The following is a 25,665-nucleotide window of genomic DNA, read 5'->3' on the forward strand; positions in this document are numbered from 1 at the left end:
TATTTCTACCTTTATAGTAAATCAGAAAATTCTTCTTTTTGTTCGCTTCGTTCAGTTATTTCACTAACTTTTAAACCAGCCATCGATCGTTCTATTAATCCTTCTATGTCAAGTCTTGCTTCATACGCTTGTGCTTTATCTAATTTTGGTCTTGTTTTTGGTTGTGGTGGCGCAAAAATTGTACAGCAATCTTCAAAAGGTTGGATCGCTAACTCAAAGGTATCGATTTTTTCAGCGATTTCGATGATTTCCCCTTTGTCCATTGATACGACTGGACGAATGATTGGTGTCGTCGTTACTTCATTGATTGCTACCATGCTTTGCAATGTCTGAGACGCAACTTGTCCTAAAGATTCTCCATTGATGATCACTAAACCTTTTCTTGCAATGCGTATTGCATCAGTCAAACGCAACATCATCCGACGTGTAACCGTCATTAGATAGCCCTCAGGTACCACTCGTTTGATCTCTTCTTGAATTTCAGTGAACGGTACCTCGATAAATTGGATGCTACCAGCGTATGGCGCGATTTTAGCTGCTAAATCTTTCGCTTTTTGCAGAGCTTGTTCGCTTGTATAGGGCGGGCTAGCAAAATGCACAGCTTCCACTTCCACACCACGCTTCATCGACAAGTAACCTGCTACGGGTGAATCGATTCCGCCTGATAGCATCAACATTCCACGACCACTAACACCAACGGGTAATCCGCCAGCACCACGAATGGTTTCATAGGAAAGGTAAGCCCCTTCTTTTCGAATTTCAATCCGAATATTGATATCAGGTTTTTTCATTTGTACACCGATTTCTGGAAAGACCTCCATAACAGCTCCACCTAGTTCTCGGTTTAATTCGTTTGAATCTAATTCAAATGAGTGATCAGAACGTTTTGCTGTAATTTTAAAGGTTTGTCCTGGCTGATGGACAGCCTTAATAATCGTTTGTACCATTTCACGAATATCGGGCATATTTTTTTCTACTCGAATACTGGGTGAAAAATTTTGAATGCCAAATACTTTTTCTAATTTTGGTATGATACGTGTGCTATTTTCTCCGTTCAGCAATAAATGCATCCGATCTCGGTCAGCATGAACCTTTACTGCTGGAAATTCACCAAGAGTCCTTTTGACATTATAAGCTAACTGAGACGTAAATAATTTTCTGTTTTTTCCTTTAGTTGAAAGTTCGCCGTAACGAACCATTATTTCAGTATATTTCAAAAATTTTCAATCCTTTTCTGTGAAGCTTGATTTTCTTGTAACACTATTAAGATCACTTACTTTATTACGATTACTTGACTCACTATAACATAGCGTTTGTTAAATTAAAATAGTTCATTTAAATAGACTTTCGACTAATAAATGGTGCACTAATTAACCATTTAAGACCAGAAATTTTTTATATAGTTGATTAAAAATGATCATAAACTGTTCCGCCTCAGCAATCGTATTGCTTTCATCCAAACTAACACGAATAGCTGATGTGGCTAAAGAGTCAGGTACTTTCATCGCATGTAATGTACTACTGGCCATTTTTTTGCGGCTAGAGCAAGCGCTAGTCGTTGAGGTATATATTTGTTTTTCTTCTAATGCATGTACAAGCACTTCTCCTCTAATACCTTTTAAAGCAAAACATAAAATATGAGGCGCAAAGTCTTCTGTCTCTTTTGAAAAAACAGTCACATTTTTATATTCTTGCAACGCTTCGATCAAATAGCGGCGAATAGTTGCAGTATGTTCTGGTTTTTCAGCCTTTTTATCTTTATATAAACGTAAAGCTTTAGCCATAGAAACAATTCCCGCAACATTTTGAGTGCCACTTCGTTGCTCTTTTTCCTGACCACCACCATTTAGTAACGGTGCGAGTTTACGCCCATGTTTCCAATAAATAAACCCTACACCTCTTGGACCATGAAACTTATGAGCAGAAAACGTAGCGAAATCCACTCGAGGGGTCAGCCATTTTTCCTGTCTGACTTTACTGATTGCTTGGACCCCATCCACATGAAAATGAATCGTTGGATAATCTACTAAACAGTCACTGATCGCTTGAATTGGCTGGATCGAGCCTATTTCATTATTCACTGCCATGATTGAAACAAGTATAGTATCTTTGCGAATTAATTTAGCCAATTCATCCACTATAACAAATCCACGTTCATCAACAGGAGCGATTGAAAGTTCGAATCCATTTTCTGAAAGTTGCCTTGCTGTTTCAGAAACTGCTGGATGTTCAATATTTGAAATAATAATATGACGGCCAAAAGATTTTTTTTCTAAAGCCGTTCCTTTTAATACCCAATTATCCCCCTCCGTTCCGCCACTCGTAAAGTAAATCTCATTTGGCTTCATTTGAATCAAATCAGCTATTTGTTTACGTGCTTGTTCGATTAGACGATTCGCTTGATTGCCTAAGTCATGTAAACTAGAGGGATTTCCAATGATCCGTTGACTAACTTTTATATAAGTATCTAAAGCTTGAGGATAAATCGGTGTTGTCGCACTGTTATCGAAATATATCATTTAATAAACCTTCTTCTTTTGAAATTCTTTCCTATTATATACTTTCTACTTTTGTAGTTCAACCACACAGACAGAATAAATCAAAATAAAAGAGTGAGACGCTTGTCTCACCCTTAATTCTTTATATCACATTACTATTTTTGAAGTAGAAATCTTCGATTCTTCTAAACGCACCTGGTTCCACACGTTCAAGCGCAGTACCAATTTCATCTAGAGCATCTTGATATCTGTATTCTTTTGAAAATAGTTCTAAACTTCTTTCCATCGCTACGCGAATTGCTTCATGCGTATGACGGTAACGGTTCGCATATTGCATCATTTGTTCTGTCAATGCCGCAGAGTTGACTAAATCATTCGTTTTCTTATCTAATAATTCTAAATCTTCGTTACAAAGATCAGACAATTTTTTGATTTCTTCCATATTGATACGGATTCGATTCAATGCCTTGCTTAATTCTTCAATACGATCTGTTGCTACAAAGAAGAATTCTAAATAATCAGCTGGTAATCCAGGTAAACGTTGTTTTTCAACATGACGTTTGATATTACGTAGTCTGAAATCATATTGATCAACTTTTTCTTGAGCAGCTTTTTCGCCTTTACGCAATTCTTTTAGGGAATCATCGATCTCAACTTGCTGATTTTCGATGTCATCTAATATCTTATAGCAATCTTTGAAGAATGCTTGAACTTCAGAATAAGGAATCGTATGTTCTTTCATTTTTGGTTCGAAATCTTCATAACGACGAATTATTTCTTCGATCTCTGTTTGGAAACCTCTTGAACGTCCTAATTCATTATGGTTCAGTGTGTAACTTTGAGAAGTGTGATCCAACTCAATCATCAATTGACGATTATTCTTTAATGCATGTGCAATATAATCACCAACAACTTTATGATTCGTCATCACATATTTCTTAGCATTGATCTCACGTTCCATGATTTCATATAATGCATCGATTGCATTCGCTGTATCACGATTGGCTACTTCTACTGCATCTACTTCGGTCTTCTCTAAATCGACTGTTGAATTTTTAACGCGCTTTTGAACACGTCTTAATTCATCTTCAAAATTCTTTTCAGGGAAAACGTAATGATCTTTAAGCAGACGTTTATATCCTTCTTCGATCTCTTTTAATTGATCTGGGAAGGTCCGGTTCAGCTCATCATAAAGTGGCGGAATGCGTTTCATCACATCGTCTAATTCATACGTATGGCGTTCAGCATTTTCTAAGACTTCACGTGCTTCGATTGGATCTCCAGAAGTATTCAGAGTCACAAACTGAGTAAACTCGATTTCGATATTTTTGATTTGTTTTTGTAATTCAGGATACGCAGAACCAAATTCTGACTTTTCATTATGAAGTAATTTACTGATTTCTTCATAAACGTCTAAAGCTTTTTGCACTTCAAGCGAATTACGTTCTTCACTCTCACGTAATTCTTTCAGCCCATTACGGATAATTTCAACTTCTGACTCCATCTCAGTCATGGTCTGATCTGCTTCAGCAACTGCTTTTTTCGCTTTCATAAAACGGAAGGTTTCATTTAAATTTTCGACTTCAAAAATCTGACTTTCCAGCTCTGCAAAAGAACGAGTAGAAATCTCAGTCCAACGTTGATTCCATTCTCTAAATGTGTTCTGACTTTGACCGACCATATGCATTTTTTTGACATCATCGACCTCTTCAATCACTGGCAAGTCGAACAGCGTTTCTTTCCTCTTTTCCAGATCATCGAGTTTCATTTGATTTTTCTTTCTCATAAAATAACCAACTAAATACAAAACTGCTGCGATGATTATTATAGCTAAAACTACGATAATGATCAGATTATTCTTCATTCATGGTTCCTCCGTTTATTTATCCATATATGATTATACAATCGCCAATAAATAACAAATCCACTTCTATCTGCAATTGTACTAGTCTCTTATCTTCAAAAAATCCTTAAAAACACCTACAGAAAATTATACCACAATCCACTCTATCAAGCACTAATTAATTGTAATTTCTTAATAAATGTTTTGACTTTGTTCTAATGCGGCACTTCTGTCTTGATCCCTGACAAGTTTAAACGCTAACTTGTACTTCTTGCAGCTTTTTGCATATATCGCTCAATGTATTCAATTGTACATCGGCCAATTGTTGTTCCATACCAAACCGAGTATCTTTGATAGCCCAGACAGTCATACCAGCATCGTGCGCTGAGCGTATGCCTTTTTCAGAATCTTCAAGTGCGAGACAATTTGCAGGTGCAATTCCTAATTCACTGGCAGTATATTCATAAATCTCAGGTGCAGGTTTACTTTTTTTAAATTGAGTTCCGCTGACTACTACATCAAAGTAACTAGCCAATTGTCCTGCTTTTAGTACCTCTTGAATCGCATCCATCATTGATGAAGAGGCCAAACCGATCTTATACCCTTTTCTTTTAAGAAATTGCAAGACTCGTTTAGCATCTGGATCGATCATGCTACCATAATTGATTGGATGGTCTAATTTATATTGCAAATATTTTTCATTTAGAAACGATTCATCATAACTTGTATCATTCACTTCAAGAATCATTGCCCACAGGCTTCGCATGTCTGCACCTACAAATTCAGAAATCGGTATTTGTTCGATGGATAGATCATATTCTTTTAGAAATGCTTTTCTCCGTTGATAATAGAACGCTTCACTATCAACCAACACACCATCCATATCAAAAACAATTCCTTCATATCGTTGTATCATTTTGGAGCTCCTTTTTCTACTATTCTTATCCAACTCTACCAGTCTAACAAAAGTTTCAAAAAAAATGAAGAAATTTGTTGAGAAAGAATGTAAAAGATTAAATATTTGTCTATTTTGCGGTTGCTTTTCAAATGATATTTCGGTATTCTTTTACTATTATAATGAAAAATCTATTAAAATTAGGAGTGAAAAAAGTGAAAGTCACAAAATTTGGGGGAAGCTCACTTGCTTCTGCAACACAATTAGAGAAAGTGCTACAAATCGTAAAAGAAGACGTTTCACGAAAGTTCATCGTTGTTTCAGCTCCTGGTAAACGTTCTTCTGAAGACATCAAAGTGACCGATATGCTTATTGCTTATTATCATGCGTATATAAATAATGAAGATACTACTGAAATTATCGGAAAAATCGTTGCCCGCTATGAGGCAATTTTAGATGAGCTAAATCTCAATAAAGATGTTTTAACAGATATCCAACATGCGATTCAGCAGTTGGCGACATTGAACAAAGAAGACAATCCACATCTTTTTGACACTTTTTTAGCGAGCGGTGAAGACAACAATGCCAAGCTTGTTGCTGCATTTTTTCAGCAACGAGGCTTGAATGCTCGGTACAAAAATCCTTTAGACCTTGGTATCATCGTTTCAGACGAACCTTTAAATGCTCGGATTTTAGCTTCTTCATTGAGTAAGATCAATCAATTTAGTTCAACAGAAGAAATTTTAGTGATTCCTGGTTTTTTTGGTTTTACAGAAGTAGGCGATATCTGTACATTTTCTAGAGGAGGATCAGATATCACAGGTTCAATCGTTGCTGCTGGTGTAAAAGCTACTATTTATGAAAACTTTACTGATGTCAACGGTATTTTCGTAGCTCATCCTGGAATCATCCGCGATCCAAAAACAATCAAAGAATTGACGTATCGAGAAATGCGGGAATTAGCGTATGCCGGTTTTGCTGTGTTGCATGATGAAGCTCTGATGCCTGCTTATCGTGCCAATATCCCTGTTGTTATAAAAAATACTAATAATCCTGAACATCCTGGAACATTGATCACAACTTCTAGAACGGTCAAACATGACCCAGTTGTGGGGATTGCCAGTGATCAAGGGTTTGCCAGTATTTACATTAGTAAGTATTTGATGAATAGAGAGTTAGGTTTTGGTCGTCGTTTACTGCAAATTCTTGAAGATTTAGGCCTTAGTTATGAGCATATGCCTTCTGGAATCGACGATATTTCAATTATTTTAAGAGAAGGTCAATTAACGATTGAAATCGAAGAAGAATTAATGACACGGTTAGAACAAGAACTTGAACCTGATGAATTGCGGATTACTCATGGCTTGTCGATGCTGATGGTCGTAGGTGAAGGCATGCGCCAGAGAATCGGGGTCATGGCTGACAGTACAGCCGCTTTAGCTTTTAATAAGATCAACTTAGAGATGATCAACCAAGGATCTTCTGAAGTCAGCATTATGTTTGGGATTCGTGAAGATCAAGAGAAAAAAGCGATTCAGGCATTATATCAAACCTTTTTTGAAGAATAGTAAAGGGAAAATAAATAAGCGGATGGGACATCCTACTCACTTCAAAAAAATAAAAATGTGGGGTATTAGTCAGAAAAATTCTGACTAATACCCCACATTCTTTCGTAAATCACCTAATAAAGTGACCTGTTACAACGTTCATTTGGCTTTTAGAAACTTTTAAAAAGTTGTTTATTTATGTTCTCTTTCGTTTCTTTTTTCTTCTTTGCTTTCTTTCTTTTCAGCAACTTTTTCTTTATTCTTATCAATAGTTGCTTCAAAAATTTCCTTATTTTTTTGTTCTTCAAATGAATTACGGTTTTCTATTGATCCTTCACGTTTCGTTGACATCTGGTTTTGCTCCTTTTAGTTTATTTTTTTATATATTCTTGATAATACCTCTCTAATAGTTCTAGGATTTGTTCTCCGATGACTTTATAGCTTTTTGTTGGCAAATTTGCACTAGATACTCTTACTTCACCTGGTTTGGTTCCAAAACCGACACCATCCATCAATACTACGCCATTTTTTTGTGCCAAGTTAAGTAAAAAATCGATTTCTTCGAATTGGTCCTTCAAATAATCTTTAAAAGAATTTCCATAAAGATGTTCAGCCAGCTCATAAACATCAATCAGAGAATAATATTTTGCATTCAAATGGCTAGAATCCTTGGGATAATTCAGGGTATCATGAAGTAAATCATATCTTTGACTGATCAGCTTTTTTGATTCATCGATGTACGTATCCTTTTCTTTAATACAAATTAAATGCGTTAAGCTAAACAGGACTTCCATCACCTGTTGCGGCGTTGACAAACCTGAGGTATGATACAACCCAATCGAACGACTATCTGCAACAAGTCGGTCGATAAACTTCATCTTTTTGGGCTCTAACACAACTGAAGCGTATCGTTTCTCTACTGCTGGCTTCCAAACTTTTGGTAACCGTTGAATCAACTGATCAAAGATTGTTTCTTCGTTTAATGCGATCATCCCTAAGCGCCAACCTGTCGCACCAAATAATTTAGAATAAGAGTAGACCAGCAAAGTATTGTGTGGCACAGTAGCATAAATAGATTGAAAATCTTCTACAAAAGAGCCATATACATCATCAGTAATAATCATTAAATCTGGATGATCAGCTACTACTTCTTTCATTTTTTCCCGTTCTTTTTCGCCTAATGCCTTTGATCCAGGATTACTTGGATTAACGATGAAAAAAGCTTTAATATCAGGGTTCTTTAGTTTATCTAATTCTGTAAGAGAGACTTCCCAATGGTTTGCTTCTGTAGCACTCAAATCGATCTCCACCATTTCATAATCATTTAATTCAGGAATTTGAAGATAGGGAGTAAAAATCGGACTACTGATAGCTATTTTATCACCAGGATGAATCAATTGATTTTCTTTTAGCGAATGAAAAATATATACCATCGCTGCCGTACCACCCTCTGTTGGAAATACTTGTGTTTCTCTAGATAGAGGCTGATTATTAAATAAAATTTCTTCCAAATAATGGGCTAAGATTGTTTCACTATTTGATAACACACGATTTGGTGTTGGATAATTATTTCCAATTGCACCGTTTACTAGTTCTGCCACTACATCATTCATGCTGAGTTCTAAGTTTTGTTCAAGGTAGTGTAGACCGCTACGAAAGAACACAGCTTGTTCTTCACCTTTCGTATTAAAAAAAGTTAAAAATCGATCATAGATTCCTTCGTCTTCTATACTACCAGCCATATCTCCATGCATTAGCGTCCGCTGAGATTCTAAAACACCAAATTCTACTAGCTGACAAAATGCAAGTCGAGCTTGTGTGTTGATCCAATTAGGATTTCCTTTACCGGCATTTAGAAAGAAACTATTTTTTTCATCTTTTTGTGCTAATGCAAGCAACTGCTCATTGACTTCAAAAGCGCCTAGTTTTTCTATTCTTTGCTCTTCTTTTTTATCCATAGTTCCCCTCCTAAATCACTCACTGCGCTAGTTTAGTTTATTTTTCTTTGATTTTAGTAAAGTAAATAATTACTCCTAACACAAAGACTAGAACCATTACTAAGACGACGTGTAGATTAAAGTTAGTTAATAAATACATAGAGATTCCTAATGCTAAAACCGGCACGGTATAGCCACCTTTTAAACTAAAACCATTCGTCGGAAATTGGTTATTTTTTTTGAATCTTATTACTGCAAGAATTGATGGTACGTATTGGATAAATGACACTAAAACAATACATGAAACCAAGAAAATGTAGCTGAATTGTGTCATAGCAATACTAATAATAGACGTCATGATCACCGCAACAAAAGGAGCACCATATTTATTTTTTTTGCCAATAGATGGCGGTAATAAATTATGTTCTTCGGCTAAAGAAGACGCAAGTGCAGGTGTACTAAAAGATACAGCAAACGCAACACCAAAAATTGAAATCAACATCCCCATGATGATGATTGCATACGCCCATTCTCCTACGCCTATTTTCATTGCTTCAGCAATCGGTATATCATAGTTTACAATGTTCTTTCCTAAAATTCCAATAACAACAGTTTGAACCAGTGTATACAATACAGTGACACTGATCATGACGTAAATCAACGCTTTTGGAATATTCTTTTCAGGATTTTTCATCTGTGCAGCTGCAACAGGGATAAAAGAAAATCCGCTAAACATATAGAAAACAACACTGAATGCAGAACCAAAATGACTCACAAAACTGTGTGTATCTGTTACTGTGCTAGGAACAATTGGAGAAAAGTTTGTACTTTTAATAAAAAAGGCACCTAGAACAATAAAAAATAGGATAATGAATACTTTGAACGCAGAAGAAATACTATTGATCAACTTCACAAGAGACGTCCCAAACATATTGATCACTGCCAAGATAATAATTAAACTTGCAGGGAAAAGAATTTTCACTGTTTCACTACCCATAATTGGAAAAATATTTTTCAACGTTCTTAGTAAAGCAATTGCTTCTGCTGATAATGTTAGACAACCTAGAAACCAAGAAAACAAACCAATTTGGAATCCTGTGAATTTACCAAATGCATTATATGAATAAAGCCAAGCCGCACCAGAACCAGAAAAACGACTGGATAAATCGGCATAACATAATGCAATCATACTAACCGTGATTGCTGCACATAAAAGTACAGCAATACTCATTACTCCCATATTTTTATATATTTCTTGAGGTAGTAAAAAGGCACCTGATCCAACAATTGCGTTGATTCCTAGAAAATAGATAGAGATGAATGATAATTTATTTTTATTTTTAGAACTGGATACATTCGTAGTCATTGTTTGATTTGCTGTAGCCATTTTTTCAACTCCTCCAATAGTTTGGATTGGACGTTTTTGCATTCATTTTATCTTACAAGTATTGAATGCTAGCGCCAACCTCTCACTTAGTTTGATTGATTCATTCCTTTTGTATTCGCTGGATTATTTTTCCAGCTTTCTTTTCTATTTTTATAAATAATCAAGGGCACTGTAAAGAAAATTGCTGTGAAAACAATGACAAATACAAAGTTTAGCAATGAGTTGTTCATAAACGTAATGGTCAAGGTAAAGACAATTGTTGCTAAAAGAAGAACGGAAATGACATAAGCTAATCCATTCCCTTTTTTCCCTACACGAAATGGATGTGTTTGATCCACATTATGTTTCCTCATACTCATATAACCAATTGTCATTAAGCCATATGCTAAGCAATACAAAACGGTGCCGCTATTGGTAAAAATGATAAAGACTTTATTGATACCTGGAATAACGACGTATGCGATTGATAAGAGTGAAATCGCAATCGCTTGTACGATTAGTAATGAAGGACACGCATTGAATTTATTGGTTTTCCAGAATTTAAACGCTGGTGGAAAATCACCATTAATAGCACTTTGAGTAATTGTTTTTGACGCACTGACAAACCAAGTAGACATATTTGTCAATACGCTAACAATTGACATCAAACAAAAGATTTGTACTAGAAAATAAGGTAATCCTAATTGTTTTGCAAATAATTGTAGCGGTTGTGCGGTGTTGTTTAATTGGATTTGTCCGTCCGGGATAACATTTGCGATCAAAAAAGAATTCGCTAATGATAAAACGGCTAACATGATCAAAGAAACAATAATCCCTTTTGAGTACTGTTTAGAAGGATTTTTTAATCTAGTAATAAATACAGAAGACATTTCAATTCCTAAAAAGATAAAGATCACACCACTAAAATACATCCCGGAACCGCTCGTTAGTGATTTAGGAAGTAACTTAGATGGTTCAAAAGTTCCTAAAATACTATGTGGATTAAAGCCAAATTTTATAAACGTATAGAGACCTAAAACGAATAGCATGACTACTGGAATATAAAACCCCAGCCAGATACCAAATTTCCCATTTATCTTTGCCATATCGAATTTCAAGTTTAATAACGTCATTGTCCACACCAACAATAAAATAACGACCAATGTATACATTTGATTTTCAATGAGCGCTTTTTTCCCAACCAATAAAGCGACAGTTGGGGCAAAACCTGTACCGACAATCAGCATTGACGGAATCATTGCTACCCAAATCAGCCAAGATGTAACAAAGCCCCATTTCGGTCCCAACGTATTTTTTACCCATAATTCTGGTCCGCCTTTTCCAGGAAAGGTAGTGCCAAATTCACCAGAAATTAGTGCGATCGGCAGCGCAAATCCGATGGTTGCGATCCCCATATATAAGAACATGTTCCATCCTGTAGCAGTTAAGGTTGAATAATACGGGCCTGCGACCAGAGCAAATGTTAATCCGATAAATGTTGCTAACGTAATTTTCGACGATGATTTTACGCCATCGTCAACAGGTGCTTTTGTCCCAGCGTTAGGATCTGGCATGCCATTTTTTGATTCATGATTATTATTCATTTTCTTTTACTTCCTTTCATTTTCTGTCTTAAACATCTTTGGTGATATCAAATGTCAACTTAGATAGTCCTAGGCCTTGACTTACTAATGAACCGATTTGTGTCATTGCGATTGCATTCATTTCTTTGGCATTTTCTTCATTTTTCTTTGTTAAGTATTCTGTTAATTCTTCACCTGCATACTTTTGGGCGTCGCTATCGGTTTTTAAAACAAGCTGATTCGCTAATGTTTTGGCTTGTGTCATATAACCAAAATTTGAAAAAGCTAATTTAGCATAATTTCTTTCTACTAGAACTGCTAATGTTCTTGAAACCCAATAAGCTTGGTTAATATTGAAGTCTAATGACGTATCATTATATAGAGAAGAAGTATCATTACTATTAGCATAAAAAGGAACATATGGATTAAACGCGGTTGGCCCACTATTTAACCAAACCAATGCAGCAATTTGCGGATCAACGTTGTTTCTTATTTCTAACATATGTGATTCTGCTGTTCGATTCATTGAAATTGGTCTAAAAGCATGTGCCAAAACGGTATCATTTTCATTAAACGGATCGTAGTCTGTTTCATCAAAATGAGAGCTTAGTACATAAGCGACATCCTCTACAGTTAATTTATGATTTGGTTTAAATGTAAAGGGCATGTTATCAGCGATAGGGCTAGAATTTTCATATCCTAATACTTTTTGTCCATACCAAACACGAGCAGTATTGTATTTTCGGTCTTGTAAATTACTTGTACCAAAAATATGTCTAAAATTAAAAGTAGATGGATCTGGATTCAATGAATATTTATCTACAAATTCCCGGATAGATTTTGAATACATAAAATTCGCTTCATCTTCAAAATCAACCTCTTCAATGATTGATTGGTTCGCTATGACTGCACAGTGCTCATCAGGAACTCGTTGTGCTACCCAATGATGCCCACAAGGAATTTCCATGTACCAAATTTCATCTTTATCACTAAAGATAATGCCATTTCCTTCATGGGAGCCACTTTTTTCAATTAACTTTCCTACGTATTCTACTCCTTCTCGTGCTGAGGAGATATAAGGTAATACCATATTTAATAGTGAATCTTCACCTAGACCATGCTCCATTAATGGATCGATACCTAATACAAAAGTATTACCAAAAATACTTTCGGTCGAACTCATCGCAACGTTTAATGAATTGATCCCAGCTTCTCCAAAAATACCCAATGTATCTTGTTCGACAAACGGGATCATTTGATAACGTAAAGCCTGAGACGGATATTTTTCAGAAAAGTCTGTCAATACAGAATGATACCTTCCTTTTATTTGAGTATTTTCTTTTACCGTAATAAATTTAACCGGTTGGATCGGTTCTTCAGTATCGCAATTTCTCGCAATGATAGTCGAACCAGTTCGTGATGCTTTTTTTCCTACTAAAACAGTTGTACACATAGGTAATTCCTTCTTTCTTTTGATTGTATAAATCAACTTCATTGGTTTCCAAATTGATAAAAACAGATTAGAGGATAACATTGCTTATTGTTTTACTCTTAGCAGTAAAACCTATCTTTTAAACAGTCCCCTACTGAAATTGTCAAAAAAGGAAAAAATAAAGTGATTTAGCGCAATATATGCACTATTTGCTCCTTTGAACACAAACCTTGTTTCTCTTTTACGGTTTTAATTTTACTGATTAATTTCAAAAATAACTTAGAAATAGCGTCGTATATGACGACATTTTTCAATTCTCATAAAAAGATTAAAAAGAATAGAATTTAAACCTTATATCATGTAATCGAAGACAAAAAATACTGTTAATCCGTATGAAAAAATTTTATATAATAAAAATAGGCTAGGATATAACTCTGCGAGTTATATCCTAGCCTTGAGGAATCCGAATAAACGATGGGAACAAAAGCAACCCCTTCTTACATAAGAGGGGTTAAATGCTTCTGTCTCAATCTCTTGTCTTTTTCAATTAATTATTTTGCTTTTTTCCTCTAATTAGAAAGAACGATAGACTGACAAAAAGTAGCACGTACCCTAACAGTCTTATCATTGATTTCTGGTAACCAGTCCTTGGAAGTTTTGTTGCATTTTTTTTAATTCTATTATTGGTGCTTGAGGTAGATGTTGGTGATGTTTCTAGACTGGACTTTTCTTGTTTAGTGCTGCCGGAATCTGCTGGTGGTATTGCATCTTTCACTTCTGATGTGCTGGAGTAAGACATGGTATCAGTTGTCGATTCTTCACCGTTTTTGGTACTACTGTCGGACGTTGTAAGACTTTCAATTGTGCTGGAATTAGTTGATGTTGTTTCAGAAGTTGATTCTTGTGGATTCGGTTCTGATTGATCTCCTGAACCACTTCCACCACCACCAAGTCCCGGTGTTTCAGCCTCAATAACGATTGGATTTCCTTCACCATCCGCTTCTAGTATCGCTTTATTTCTATAAGGGATATTCGGATTGGCTAGTTTATTCGATTTATACGTCAAACTAACAGCATTATTCAGTGTTCCTAAATCAACAATGAAACCACTATTTGTAGAGCTGATCTTTGCTGGATCGATAGTCGCCTGCGGGTAAAAATATTGGGTTTGCTTGTCATATGTTCCAATTTCAGCCTGAAGTAAAAATCCATCCGTAAATTCCTGATCATCTCCGAGAATATCCGTCAATAGAGCATTGGTAATATATTTTGAATCAGGGTTAATAATAATATTCCAAATAGCTGAAGTATTATCTGAACTATTCCACCCAACTTTGTTCATTACCCACGCTTCGTTTTCTATCATTGCTGTTCCACGAGCATAAAAGAGGATCTCTCCTTGACGATCTACATTGTGCAATTCATAAAATGGACCAAAAATGGCTGTCACAGTATTTGATTGCGAATCCCCACTAATTGTCATGATCAATGAACCATCCGCTGCAGTGATATCATAAGAAAAATCGCTAGCAATCAACGTGTTTTCTGGAACTCTTAAGTTCATCGTGTCACCAGAAGTAATTGAGATCGTATCTGGAATAGTATAGTTGTATCCTAACGAAATATTCTGATGATAACTGATCGTAGTTTCCTCATCAATAACTGTGTCGCCTCTTGTTATGACCGGTTCAGAAACATACAAATCTCCAAAATCCATATTAGCATATGAATAGGATGGCCATAAAATACTAATAATTAGGCAGAAAATGATGGATAGAACAACTTGTTTTTTTTTCATTAATTCGTCTCCTTTTCTATAATGTTTTGTCATTTGAACTATACTTCTTGCAACAACCGACGAATGATCCTCTTTGCGGCTTTTCCGTCTCCGTATGTACGTGTACATTTAGCAGCCCGCATAGATTCATATTCGTCAGCATTATTTAAAAGAGCAACAACATTTTTATACAGTTTTCGTTCATCTGTGCCGATAAGTTTTAATCCCCCTGCTAGAACTGCTTCTTGCCGTTCCGTCACTTCTCTGATCACCAAAACTGGAACTTTGTAATACGGTGCTTCTTCTTGAATTCCGCCAGAGTCTGTAATAACCAAAAAACTATTCATCATTTCTTGCTGAAACGCCAAATAATTTAAAGGATTCGTTAAATCAATATTGGGTTGATTAGATAAGAGTGAACACACTATATTTTTTATTTTAGGATTTAGGTGTACAGGATATTTTATGATAATATCTGGATATTCTTTAGCAATTGCCACAAGGGCTTTACAGATTTTCACTAACTGCTCCTCACCTAATTCTCGTCGATGCAAAGTAACAAGTATTTGCCGCTGTTCTGTCCCAATCGTTCGTTTTAAATCAAGATAATGCAACGTATCAATACCTGTATTTCCTGTAACTTCAATCACGGAATCAATGCCTTCTTTTTCTAAATTTTCTCTGTTACTCTGTGTTGGAACAAAATAGTAATCTGCTACACGATCGACCAATTGTCGATTCATTTCTTCTGGAAAGGGTGCATTTTTATTACTAGTTCTAAGTCCTGCCTCAACGTGCGCTATCTTTTTTTGCTGATAAAATGCCATCAAGCTGGCGATAGAAGCAGTCGTTGTATCGCCATGAACAATCACTACATCAGGATTTTCCATCTTCAATACAGGTTCTAAAGCACTCATCAAATTGATCGTCAATTCTGTTAATGTTTGTTGTTGCTTCATGATCTCTAGATCGTAGTTCGTTTGAATGTTCCATTCCTTTAAAAGGATGTCGACCATCTCTTTTTGTTGTCCAGTATTTACGATTGTTAATTTGATTTGTTTCGCATGATTCTGACACTCTTTGATTAATGGAAATATTTTTATTAATTCAGGTCTGGTACCAAAAACGATCATATAATGTTTCATTTTTTCCCTCCTCTTTACTTCAACTAGAAAAAACCATACGATTTTACCGAAAATAATGCTGATTACAATGACCATAAGTGGTATTGTTGACAATAATCGAGTATCAAGAAAATGGTTAATTTTATTCATTAATACCAAAAAATAATGAGAAAAACACACAAATATTTTTTATATTCCACTAAAAAAATAGTATTTACCAAAACTAAAAATCAGTTTTGGTAAATACTATTTTTGAGTATGAACTGAAGGTAGATACTGTGTAGGATTTAGGTCAATCTCATTTTCTGTCCTTTAATGCTTTACATTGGCGCTCCAGTTCAAGCTTAATTTTGGGTTCTGGTGCAAAATCAGTTTCCCAATTATCTGGTTTCAATACTTTATGTGTCACAGTATGATAACGAGGTTTTCCATCTGGAAATATTTTCCCCATGTTTGCTTCATGGACAATAGAAAAAATTTCTGTCGGGTCAACACCTAATAATGAAAATGAGCCATAGGTGAAATATAGCAGATCAATCAGTGCATCTACTTGTTCTACTAGAGGATCTGTTACTTTATTTTGCTTACTAAGTACCTTTGCTTCTGCTTGGTCGACAGATATTTTTAATTGATTTACTAATTCTTTGAATACCACAGGATCATTATTCGCTGATCCGTATAGAAATTCAACTAGTTCTTCCACTTTAAAACCAGCTCTATCCGAGGCTTGTTTAGCGGAAAATGGTGTTGGTATTTTGGGTTTTCTGTTATCAAATTTCTCATGAAACGCTTCAGTTTTTTCAAATGGATTATCGATCTTCATTGGGTTTCTCCTATACTTAAAAATTGAAAGAGCTTGTTGAAAAATAGTATTTAATAACGTGGTGGATTCGTTTAGTCTCGAATGGAAAATAGGTTTGTGATTTTTTTTTTGCAGTTTATTTTCTTTTTTTAAATGAGCTAGCCCATCAACTAAATAACATCATAATGCACTAAAGCATTATAAATTCCGTCTTCATCATTTGTGCTGGTCACATACTTTGCAACGTTTTTGACCTCATTTTCTGCATTGCCCATTGCAACACCAAAACCGATACCACTAAGCATTTCTAAATCATTCCAGCTATCTCCAAATGCCATTACTTCATCTAATGTAAAACCAAAATATTCAGCACATTTCTGAATGCCTACAAGCTTTGAACCACCTTTTGGAAGAATATCAAGTGTGTAGGGATTGGATCTTGTCAGTTGGCAACCTGGTAATTGTTCGCTTAAAAAATCAAGCTCTGATTCAGGGCTTAATAAAACACATTGATAAATTGGTTCGTTTAAAATGTCCAGGTCATAATAACGTTGCGGCTTTCTATGAATTGAAAAACGACTGATCAGATTTTTTGCAAACTTTACCGGAAAATACTTAGGTAGAAAACGAACTATTTTTTTCGCCCATTTCTTTTGACCGAAACGCATCAGTGAACTACCTTCTATATTATGTCTTGATCCAAACAAAATTTGTTGATGATAAGAATCTGAAAATGACACAATTCTTTTTAATGTTTCATCCGTAAAGTGTTCAGCTCGAATTGTTTTTTCTTTTGTATAAACGAATTGACCATTGTATGTAACAAAAATATCGAAATTCAATTCATCTATTTGTCTGCTTAAATGAACTGGTCCTCTACCTGTTGCTACTGCGCATAGGATTCCTTGTGCTTGTGCCTTTATGATTGCTTGTTTTGTCGATGCCAATATTTTTGTATTTTTGTTCATCAATGTACCATCGATATCAAAGAAAATAGCTTTAATCATGGCATTCCTTTCTTTAACAACCCTTTGTGCTATTTAAAATAAGCCCATTTGTTTTGGGTTTAAATTCTTATACTCCAGTTTCAAAGCAGCTTTCATTTCTAATAAATTGCCTGCCGCGTCCCCGCCAGAATTGTTATTGAAGATTACACCTACTTCTTTCGTCTCCCGAGCGACTTTTTCTACAGTTTCGCTTAGATCAGCAATTTCATCTGCATTATATCGGTATAATGTACGTTTTTTACGCCAATCTTTATCATTTGCCATCCAACCTGCAGCATTACGTCCGTGAAAACGAAATAAACTAAACTGATCATTCGTGACATAGGGAAAAAAAGGAACTGGATTTGTGGGGATTTGCGGTTCATCAACAGCCACTAATGAAAATTCATTATTTTTCATAAATGATAGGGTCTGTTTAATGTATTTCGCTGTGTACCATGAACCATTTCGTAATTCTATCGCAATCGGAAATCCTGAAAACCAATGACGAATCTTTTCTAAATACTGAACATTTTCTTTCGTACAACTGAACGTTCCAGAGAATTGAATCAAAAAGGCAAAAAGTTTGCCGCTTTCGATCATTGGAGCCATACTTGTCAGAAATGCTTCCACCATCTCTTCTTCATTTTGGTAATACTCTTGCCATTCGCCTTGACAACTAATGCCGCTATATACTTTCATCACAAAACGAAAGTTCTCAGACACAGATTTTGTCCATTCTCTTACAGAGTCTTGCTTTGGAATACCGTAATATGCTGTATCCATCTCGACTAGTGGTAAATAGCCAGCGTATTCATATAATGTAGAACGTTTTTTCCCGGTTAATCTATCATGTTCACTAAAAGAAGTCAATCCTAAACGAATCATCTTCTCCCCCCTTTCTATTCCCGTTAAAAAAAGTCTTATTTTCGCATAATCAACATAATTATTCTCTTATTTATTTTATACTAAAAAAGACCAAGACTAAACAAAAATTTGGCTCAGCCTTCAAGATAACTCACTCCTAGAATATTAGTGGCTTTTTTTCCATTTCATGTTTGCTTCGCAATAAACTTGACCCTCAATTCGGATTTCATGGCGTGTCGTTTTTTCTTCTGCTGCATCAAGTATTTCATAATGACTTTCTACAACTTGACCATATTCTACTTCCTTATCAAATTTTACGTTGATAAATGTTGGCTCATGCGTACTCAAAAAATCATAGCCTAAGACATCAAGCAGCCAATTAAAATAAATCGCATTATTTACATGTTGATTTCCGTCGATGTCAAAATAACGTACACGATATGGAAGAAACTCCCCGTCTTCCACTTTTTCGATTTTTTCACCGCGGTATATTTTTTTGATTTTCTCACTTTCAAATGGTTCGATAATTTCAGGTAATACACTACTCATTTTGCGGTTTTCTTTATCCATCAAGACAAAAGTAGACTTGATCAAGACACATTCATTTCCTTTTTCATCATGAATCCAAAAATTTCGATAACAAAAGTATTTATTATACGCCATTGCTTGCGTTGTCACAGCGAGTTTTTCTCCCACTTTAGGTAAACGTGTGATATGGATTTCATAATTAGTAATGACCCAACCAAGGCCAAACGAAGCAACAAAATCAGAACCTCTCTCTAAGACGTCACTTTGTTCTTCAGATGTTTTGATCACAACGGCCAACATTGACGGAATCGTCATCTTTCTGGTAATATCGCCATCATAGTAGGCTACTTCATATGGGGTCGTAAATTTTTTTGCCACTGGGTCTCCTCCTTTTTAAGCTACTATAGCTAGATAAATTATACCATAGTATGCTAAAACCAATGATAAAAAAAACGAATCTGTAAAATCTGATTCAATTTGCATACCATCTATTATAATTACCAATAAAATATATTTAGAAAAAATTAAAAAAACTATATCATAAATATATTTTTAAGATATAATAAAAAACTTTTTAGAACAGAAATAAAAAAATCCATCTGCTCTAAAAAGCTTTTACATGTTGCCCGTTTGTTAAAAAAAACTTCCAATAACTAACTTTTTCAAACTATACGTGGCCTGTATTTCCATAGCCAAGCAATTCATTCAATAAACCAGAAATCGCTTCCATGTCTATCCCTCCAAAAAAAGTAGTTGATTCTAAATGGATAATACCATACTATTATATAAAAATAGAATCATAACACTTAAACATAGAGGGGAAAAATATGAGAATCAAAGGTGATATCATCCGCACAGTGAGAAAACAAAAAAAATTATCACAAGTAACGTTGGCCGCTGGAATTTGTACACAAGGAACCGTTAGTAATATTGAAAATAAAAATATTTGCGATAGCCTAGAGATTCTTGATGCAATATGTAAAAGATTAAACCTCAGCCTTGAGAGTGTATTAGATGATAATGACGAAAAAAAGCTGACTACTTTATTAGATCAGGTTGAAGAATTATGTAATACGTTTAAACATAAAGAAGCTCATTCACTTTTACAATCCACATCGATAAACGCTTCTGATATTCAAAATAGAGAATTAGAAGTTCGCTGGTTTTATTTTATGGGAATTACAAATTTATTAGGTTACAATAATACAACGGATAGTCTGTTTCATTTTTACAGAGCTGATGAGCTTGGCGATTCAAACTCTGTTTATGCGATCCTTTCTGTTAATAGTTTAGGGATCGTTTACGAAATGGCTAATGAGTTGGATAAAGCGCAAGTCTATTATGAAAAGTCGATCAATATGCTAAAAAAAATAACGATTAAAATGCCAATTGAAGCAACTAAAATATTCTTTAATACTGCTAAATTTTATTCGTTGATAAAAGATTACCAAACAGCTTTTAATCTAGCTTCTGAAGGAATGGCCTTAAATAAAATCCATAAATCGTTATATATGCTGGATCTCTTGGCTTATGAAGTCGCTTTTAATGATTTTATGAAGTCACCAGATCTAAAAGCACCTGATTTTAATAGTGCCAAAGTTTTAGCTACCTTTAATGACAATGAAAATTTATTAGCGGTGATTGCTAATGATGAAAAAACATTAGTTGATTCAAAAGCATAGCAGGCTTCGAATGAGAAACGATAAATAAATGATCATAATAAAATCACCCGTTGGAAAAATGCCTTCAGCAAATTCCAACGGGTCTTTATGTTTTTTTCAATCAATCATCACAGAAAAGAATACTTCTCTTTGATAGAACTTTTTTCACATATTCCTCTATTTTATATTACACAAAAATTTATTTTCGTATTATTTGAATAATATAAAATGACATGTTACATTAAAATATGTAAGCGCTATAAAAATATTATTAGGAGGAAATACAATGAAAAAAACAATGCTCTCAGCGGTCCTAACACTCGGTATATTAGTAGGAGGTTTATCTGTTTCAGCTACTGTCACAGATGCTCATGGCTATGTTTCATCTCCAGGTAGCCGCGCATACTTTGGTAGTGCGCAAGGTGGAAAATTAAATAAAAATGTTGGTCGTGCCGAATGGGAACCTCAAAGTATCGAAGCAACTAAAAATACCTTTATTCCAGGAAAATTAGCTAGTGCAGGTGTTAGTGGTTTTGAGCCATTAGATGTTCAAAATGCTGATCGTTGGCATAAATCTGATATTATAACAGGTCCTCTTGCAATCAATTGGACATTAACTGCTCGCCATAGAACGTCTACTTGGGATTACTATATGACAAAACAAGGTTGGAATCCAAATCAGCCTTTAGATATCAAAAATTTTGATTTGATTGGACAAGTCGATGACAAAGCGACTATTCCTGAAACTTCTGTCAAACACACGATCACCGTTCCAAGTGATCGTAAAGGGTATCATGTAATTTATGCTGTGTGGAATGTTTATGATACGACAAACGCTTTTTATCAAGCAATCGATGTTAATGTAAAATAATCTATCAATGAAATGAATGGAGCAGTGTATATGAAAATCAAACAATTTATTTCAGCTTTTCTATTATTCTCAGGTATTGCTGCTGCTAATTTTTATACAGCAACACCTGCTCAAGCTTCAGATGCTGCTAATGAAATGGTTAGTATAACAAATAAAAAAGTTCTTGTCGGCTATTGGCATAACTGGGCTTCTAAAGGTAGAGATGGTTATAAACAAGGAACATCTGCGAATATTTCTTTAACAGAAGTAAACCAGGCATATAATGTAGTTCCTGTATCATTTATGAAAAGTGATGGCATCAGCCGTATTCCAACATTCGCTCCCTATAATAAAACCGATGCTGCATTTAGACAAGACGTGGCCACACTCAACAGTCAAGGTAGGGCAGTTTTACTTGCACTTGGCGGTGCAGATGCTCATATCCAATTAAAAACAGGGGATGAACAAACTTTTACGAACGAGATTATTCGTCAAGTAGAAACATATGGTTTTGATGGACTGGACATTGATTTAGAGCAATCAGCAATTACTGCAGGCGATAATCAAACCGTGATCCCAACCGCTTTGAAAAAAGTCAAAGAACATTACCGAGCGCAAGGGAAAAATTTTATCATCACGATGGCACCTGAATTTCCTTATTTAAAACCAGGTGGTGCTTATGAAAAATACATTACTTCTTTGAATGGTTATTATGACTATATCGCACCACAATTGTATAATCAAGGCGGTGATGGTGTTTGGGTAGATGAGATCAATAAATGGATTCCCCAAAGCAACGATGCGATGAAATATGAGTTCCTCTACTATATGTCTGATTCCTTGATCCATGGTACGCGTTCATTCTTGAAGATTCCAAATGACAAGCTTGTTTTAGGACTCCCTGCAAATGTTGACGGGGCTGGTAGTGGTTATGTGAGCGATCAAACGACTGTTTATAAAGCATTGGATCAATTAGCTAAAGATGGTAACCCACTTAAAGGATTGATGACATGGTCTGCTAACTGGGACGTTGGTACCAATGTAAATGGGGTATCTTATAATAATGAATTTGCTACAAGATATGCTCGAATTTTACAATAAGTGACAAAAGAAGAGACTGGATAAAACTCTATGAGTTATTTTCAGTCTCTTTTTTCTATTTATTTTTTCCGCTGCTAACTAAGACTTTATCGCTTACTGATAAATCTGCTATCTTTTTCGTCCGATAAACACCAGATTTTCTTAGATGATGATAAATCGTCGAAGTAGCAATACCACAGCGTTTCGAAATTTCTTCTGTTGAAATATTGGTATTGTGATATAGTTCGAGTGCCTCATTAACTTGATCAACAAGTGGTGGACGCCCCAAAACAACACCATTCTTTTTAGCTGCACTCAGTCCTGCTAGCACTCGCTCACGAATCAGTTCTGCTTCCATTTCAGCAAATGCGCCCATAATCGTAAAAAAGAAGCGACCCATTGGTGTTGAGGTATCGATATTATTTTCAATACTGACAAAATGAATGTTTCTTCGATCGAATTCTTCTAATAAACCCAAAAGTTGCTTGGTGCCTCTAGCTAATCGATCGAGTTTAAAAATAACAAATGTATCACCTGGTTTCAAAATCGTCAAAGCTTTATTCAACTCATTGCGGAAACTTTTACGTCCACTTTCATATTCTTTGAAAATTGTATCAACACCATACTCTTCCAATGCTTGTTGTTGCGAATCAAATTTTTGATAATGTGTACTGACACGCATATAACCAATAACTGCCATGTTATTCTCCCCTTTACTCTGCGTATGTCCCAACCGCTGCTTCTATGTGATATTCATTGGATCAAAATAGATAGCATGGTAATAGCCTTCTAAAGCCAATAACTCTTGATGCGTTCCTTCTTCGACGACTTTCCCTTGATCCATCACTAAAATCCTATCGAAATGTTTGATCGTATTTAAACGATGAGCCACAATAATACATGTAAAATCGTAGGTCTTTAAGCGATTCATAATAAAGTTTTCTGAAATATTATCGAGTGAACTTGTCGGTTCATCCATTAGTAATAAACTGGTTTCTTTTACTAACGCTCGAGCAATAGAAATTCGCTGCATTTGACCACCAGATAAATTCATTCCGCCTTCTGAAATCTGTGTTTCTAGACCCAAAGGCAAATTCATGATGATTTCGTCTACTCTTGAATCAAAAATTGCTTGTTCGACTCGTTCATCTTTCGCTTCTGTCTGGTTCAACACAATATTATCGTACAAAGAAGCATTAAAAATCGTCGGCTTTTGGTTAACAATACTAATACATTTTTTTAATGACTCCTCATCGATTTTCTTTAGATCGATATCATTAAATTTAATCTGACCTGAAGACGTATCATATAAGCCTGCTAATAATTTTAATAATGTACTTTTCCCTGAACCACTTTTTCCAACAATTGCTACTTTATCTCCTCGTTCAATTTGGAAAGAAACAGAATGTAAGATATCTTCTTCAAAGTAACTGTATTTAAACGAAACATTCTCAACGGCCACTGAATCAATTGCTGTTATTTTTTCCCCTTCAATCGCTAGGCGAGGATTGTCTTTAGCTTCTAAGATTTCATTTAACTTGCCAAAATAAGAACGCAAAAGTAAGAACTCTGTATAAGAATCAAAAACGGTAACGATCGGTGCAATAAAAGCTCCTGATAATGCATTAAAACTGATCAGTTCTCCCAGTGTCAATTGACCTTTCGTCACTTGGAATAATCCAACGTAAATCAACACGATCGGCAAAATAAACTGGATTGAGGTTTGGATCGTCCTAACCCAAGTAGAAAAGCGATTTTTCTCCGCTCGCAACATGATTTGGTTTTTGAATTCATTCCGCCATTTTGTATAAAATTGGTTTTCAGAACCAGATGATTTAACAGTTTCCATTCCTTCAAATAATTCTACTAAAATCCGTTGTACTTTAGATTGAGCAATCAATTCTTTATTCGTAATACTTTGGACTCTTTTAGAGTTGACGACAGAAATCGCCCCCATCATAAAAGCACCAAAAATAGCGATCAACGTCAAATTCAAAGATAAATTAACCATTAAAATCAAATAGACGAACACAAATAGAAAATCAACTGAGATCGTCAGCATCCGTTGACTCATGATTTGCTGAATGATCACACTAAGATTGGCACGAAAAATCAAATCTCCAGTTGAACGATTAACAAAGAATCGCAATGGTAAATGAATGATTTTTTTCATAAATGCTTTCATCAGAGTTAAATCAAATAGATTTTCTAACACGATCAAAACTAGACCTCTGGCTACTTGCAGCAGATAATACGCAATAAAGAGGATCACGATCGTTGTACCGATTTGAAAGATATTAGAGACTGCAACATTGGAGTTATCGATGATTGTTTGTGTTAATCTTGGAATTGCGATCGTCACCATTTGAATCAAGAGGGTTAATACGATAAACAATACAACTTTCGCTTTTTGATCACTTAAAATATCTTTTAAAATTGTCCAAGTTGCATTTTTTTGCTTTTTCCGTTGTGTGATCGTGACATCGACATCGGTCAAAATCAAGGCAATATTAGAGAAACTAGCTTGAAATTCGGAGCGTTTGATTTTTTTTCGTCCACTTGCCGGATCTAAGATCGTCGCTTCTTTTGCGGTTAATTTTTCTAATACAATATAATGGCGCTCTTCCCAAAAACAAATCGTCGGTGTTGTTTGTTCCTCTAAAATTTCTAAATCCAGTACTCGAATTGCCTTTGTTTCAATTCCTCGATCCGATAAGATTTGATTTAGATTTGTCAGCGTATTTCCACCTTTTGGAACGCCATAAACATCACGGAGATGGCTTAACGTTACATTATCATCATAATAGTTCAAAACCATCGCTGTACAAGCCAAGCCACATTCACTATGCTCACTTTGTTCAGTAAATGGTACTTTTTTCGTCAATATGC

21 protein-coding genes are annotated in these 25,665 nt (G+C 35.2%); 4 read left to right on the forward strand and 17 right to left on the reverse strand.

Going from position 1 to position 25,665, the window contains the following annotated elements:
• Nucleotides 1-11 precede the first annotated feature (11 nt).
• The 4 genes from thiI to IGI43_RS07565 form a co-directional block, all read right to left on the reverse strand.
• The gene (thiI, locus tag IGI43_RS07550) at nucleotides 12-1,217 is read right to left on the reverse strand and encodes a tRNA uracil 4-sulfurtransferase ThiI (protein WP_438757197.1); all 1,206 of its coding nucleotides are present in this window, start codon (nucleotides 1,215-1,217) and stop codon (nucleotides 12-14) included.
• Nucleotides 1,218-1,370: 153 nt separating this feature from the next.
• The gene (locus IGI43_RS07555; RefSeq protein ID WP_438757198.1) at nucleotides 1,371-2,519 is read right to left on the reverse strand and encodes a cysteine desulfurase family protein; all 1,149 of its coding nucleotides are present in this window, start codon (nucleotides 2,517-2,519) and stop codon (nucleotides 1,371-1,373) included.
• Between the two features lie 121 nt (nucleotides 2,520-2,640).
• Nucleotides 2,641-4,362 carry a septation ring formation regulator EzrA gene (gene ezrA, locus IGI43_RS07560; protein ID WP_438757199.1) on the reverse strand — a complete coding sequence of 574 codons (1,722 nt, stop codon included), beginning with the start codon at nucleotides 4,360-4,362 and terminating at the stop codon, nucleotides 2,641-2,643.
• Nucleotides 4,363-4,591: 229 nt separating this feature from the next.
• The gene (locus tag IGI43_RS07565) at nucleotides 4,592-5,257 is read right to left on the reverse strand and encodes an HAD family hydrolase (protein ID WP_438757200.1); all 666 of its coding nucleotides are present in this window, start codon (nucleotides 5,255-5,257) and stop codon (nucleotides 4,592-4,594) included.
• Between the two features lie 194 nt (nucleotides 5,258-5,451).
• Here IGI43_RS07565 and IGI43_RS07570 point away from each other — a divergent pair, with 194 nt between their 5' ends.
• Nucleotides 5,452-6,804 (forward strand): aspartate kinase, encoded by a 1,353-nt coding sequence (locus IGI43_RS07570; RefSeq protein WP_438757201.1) that lies wholly within the window; start codon nucleotides 5,452-5,454, stop codon nucleotides 6,802-6,804.
• A gap of 171 nt (nucleotides 6,805-6,975) precedes the next feature.
• On the opposite strand, the gene IGI43_RS07575 is transcribed toward IGI43_RS07570, so the two are convergent.
• The 11 genes from IGI43_RS07575 to IGI43_RS07625 all read right to left on the reverse strand — a co-directional run bounded on the left by IGI43_RS07575 (nucleotide 6,976) and on the right by IGI43_RS07625 (nucleotide 19,563).
• On the reverse strand, nucleotides 6,976-7,134 hold the full coding sequence (locus tag IGI43_RS07575) for a hypothetical protein (RefSeq protein ID WP_438757202.1): 159 nt from the start codon (nucleotides 7,132-7,134) through the stop codon (nucleotides 6,976-6,978).
• Between the two features lie 20 nt (nucleotides 7,135-7,154).
• On the reverse strand, nucleotides 7,155-8,741 hold the full coding sequence (locus IGI43_RS07580) for a bifunctional aspartate transaminase/aspartate 4-decarboxylase (protein ID WP_438757203.1): 1,587 nt from the start codon (nucleotides 8,739-8,741) through the stop codon (nucleotides 7,155-7,157).
• A 37-nt stretch (nucleotides 8,742-8,778) separates the two neighbouring features.
• Entirely contained in the window at nucleotides 8,779-10,107 is a 1,329-nt protein-coding gene (locus IGI43_RS07585) for an APC family permease (RefSeq protein WP_438757204.1), read from the reverse strand.
• 86 nt (nucleotides 10,108-10,193) lie between these two features.
• Nucleotides 10,194-11,690 (reverse strand): amino acid permease, encoded by a 1,497-nt coding sequence (locus IGI43_RS07590; RefSeq protein WP_438757205.1) that lies wholly within the window; start codon nucleotides 11,688-11,690, stop codon nucleotides 10,194-10,196.
• A gap of 28 nt (nucleotides 11,691-11,718) precedes the next feature.
• A complete protein-coding gene (locus IGI43_RS07595) occupies nucleotides 11,719-13,122 on the reverse strand; it encodes a C69 family dipeptidase (protein ID WP_438757206.1) in 1,404 nt (467 codons plus the stop codon).
• Nucleotides 13,123-13,648: 526 nt separating this feature from the next.
• Nucleotides 13,649-14,899 carry a collagen binding domain-containing protein gene (locus tag IGI43_RS07600; RefSeq protein WP_438757207.1) on the reverse strand — a complete coding sequence of 417 codons (1,251 nt, stop codon included), beginning with the start codon at nucleotides 14,897-14,899 and terminating at the stop codon, nucleotides 13,649-13,651.
• A 38-nt stretch (nucleotides 14,900-14,937) separates the two neighbouring features.
• Nucleotides 14,938-16,023, reverse strand: a complete 1,086-nt coding sequence (gene wecB / locus IGI43_RS07605; RefSeq protein WP_438757208.1) for a non-hydrolyzing UDP-N-acetylglucosamine 2-epimerase — start codon at nucleotides 16,021-16,023, stop codon at nucleotides 14,938-14,940.
• A 277-nt stretch (nucleotides 16,024-16,300) separates the two neighbouring features.
• Nucleotides 16,301-16,825 carry an HAD family hydrolase gene (locus tag IGI43_RS07610; protein ID WP_438757209.1) on the reverse strand — a complete coding sequence of 175 codons (525 nt, stop codon included), beginning with the start codon at nucleotides 16,823-16,825 and terminating at the stop codon, nucleotides 16,301-16,303.
• A gap of 149 nt (nucleotides 16,826-16,974) precedes the next feature.
• On the reverse strand, nucleotides 16,975-17,811 hold the full coding sequence (locus tag IGI43_RS07615) for a Cof-type HAD-IIB family hydrolase (RefSeq protein ID WP_438757210.1): 837 nt from the start codon (nucleotides 17,809-17,811) through the stop codon (nucleotides 16,975-16,977).
• 33 nt (nucleotides 17,812-17,844) lie between these two features.
• A complete protein-coding gene (locus IGI43_RS07620) occupies nucleotides 17,845-18,678 on the reverse strand; it encodes a DUF72 domain-containing protein (RefSeq protein WP_438757211.1) in 834 nt (277 codons plus the stop codon).
• Nucleotides 18,679-18,822: 144 nt separating this feature from the next.
• Nucleotides 18,823-19,563: an acyl-ACP thioesterase domain-containing protein gene (locus IGI43_RS07625; protein WP_438757212.1), complete on the reverse strand. Its 741-nt coding sequence runs from the start codon at nucleotides 19,561-19,563 to the stop codon at nucleotides 18,823-18,825.
• Nucleotides 19,564-20,012: 449 nt separating this feature from the next.
• Between IGI43_RS07625 and IGI43_RS07630 the strand changes: the two genes are divergently transcribed.
• The 3 genes from IGI43_RS07630 to IGI43_RS07640 all read left to right on the forward strand — a co-directional run bounded on the left by IGI43_RS07630 (nucleotide 20,013) and on the right by IGI43_RS07640 (nucleotide 22,797).
• On the forward strand, nucleotides 20,013-20,867 hold the full coding sequence (locus IGI43_RS07630) for a helix-turn-helix domain-containing protein (protein ID WP_438757213.1): 855 nt from the start codon (nucleotides 20,013-20,015) through the stop codon (nucleotides 20,865-20,867).
• 265 nt (nucleotides 20,868-21,132) lie between these two features.
• Entirely contained in the window at nucleotides 21,133-21,717 is a 585-nt protein-coding gene (locus tag IGI43_RS07635; RefSeq protein WP_438757214.1) for a lytic polysaccharide monooxygenase, read from the forward strand.
• Nucleotides 21,718-21,747: 30 nt separating this feature from the next.
• Nucleotides 21,748-22,797 (forward strand): glycosyl hydrolase family 18 protein, encoded by a 1,050-nt coding sequence (locus IGI43_RS07640; protein ID WP_438757215.1) that lies wholly within the window; start codon nucleotides 21,748-21,750, stop codon nucleotides 22,795-22,797.
• A gap of 55 nt (nucleotides 22,798-22,852) precedes the next feature.
• Here IGI43_RS07640 and IGI43_RS07645 read toward each other — a convergent pair whose 3' ends face one another.
• Nucleotides 22,853-23,476, reverse strand: a complete 624-nt coding sequence (locus IGI43_RS07645) for a recombinase family protein (protein ID WP_438757216.1) — start codon at nucleotides 23,474-23,476, stop codon at nucleotides 22,853-22,855.
• 42 nt (nucleotides 23,477-23,518) lie between these two features.
• On the reverse strand, nucleotides 23,519-25,660 hold the full coding sequence (locus IGI43_RS07650; protein ID WP_438757217.1) for a peptidase domain-containing ABC transporter: 2,142 nt from the start codon (nucleotides 25,658-25,660) through the stop codon (nucleotides 23,519-23,521).
• Between the last annotated feature and the right edge of the window lie 5 nt (nucleotides 25,661-25,665).

The organism is Enterococcus sp. AZ126 (assembly GCF_051714545.1).
Taxonomy (GTDB): Bacteria; Bacillota; Bacilli; order Lactobacillales; family Enterococcaceae; genus Enterococcus_L.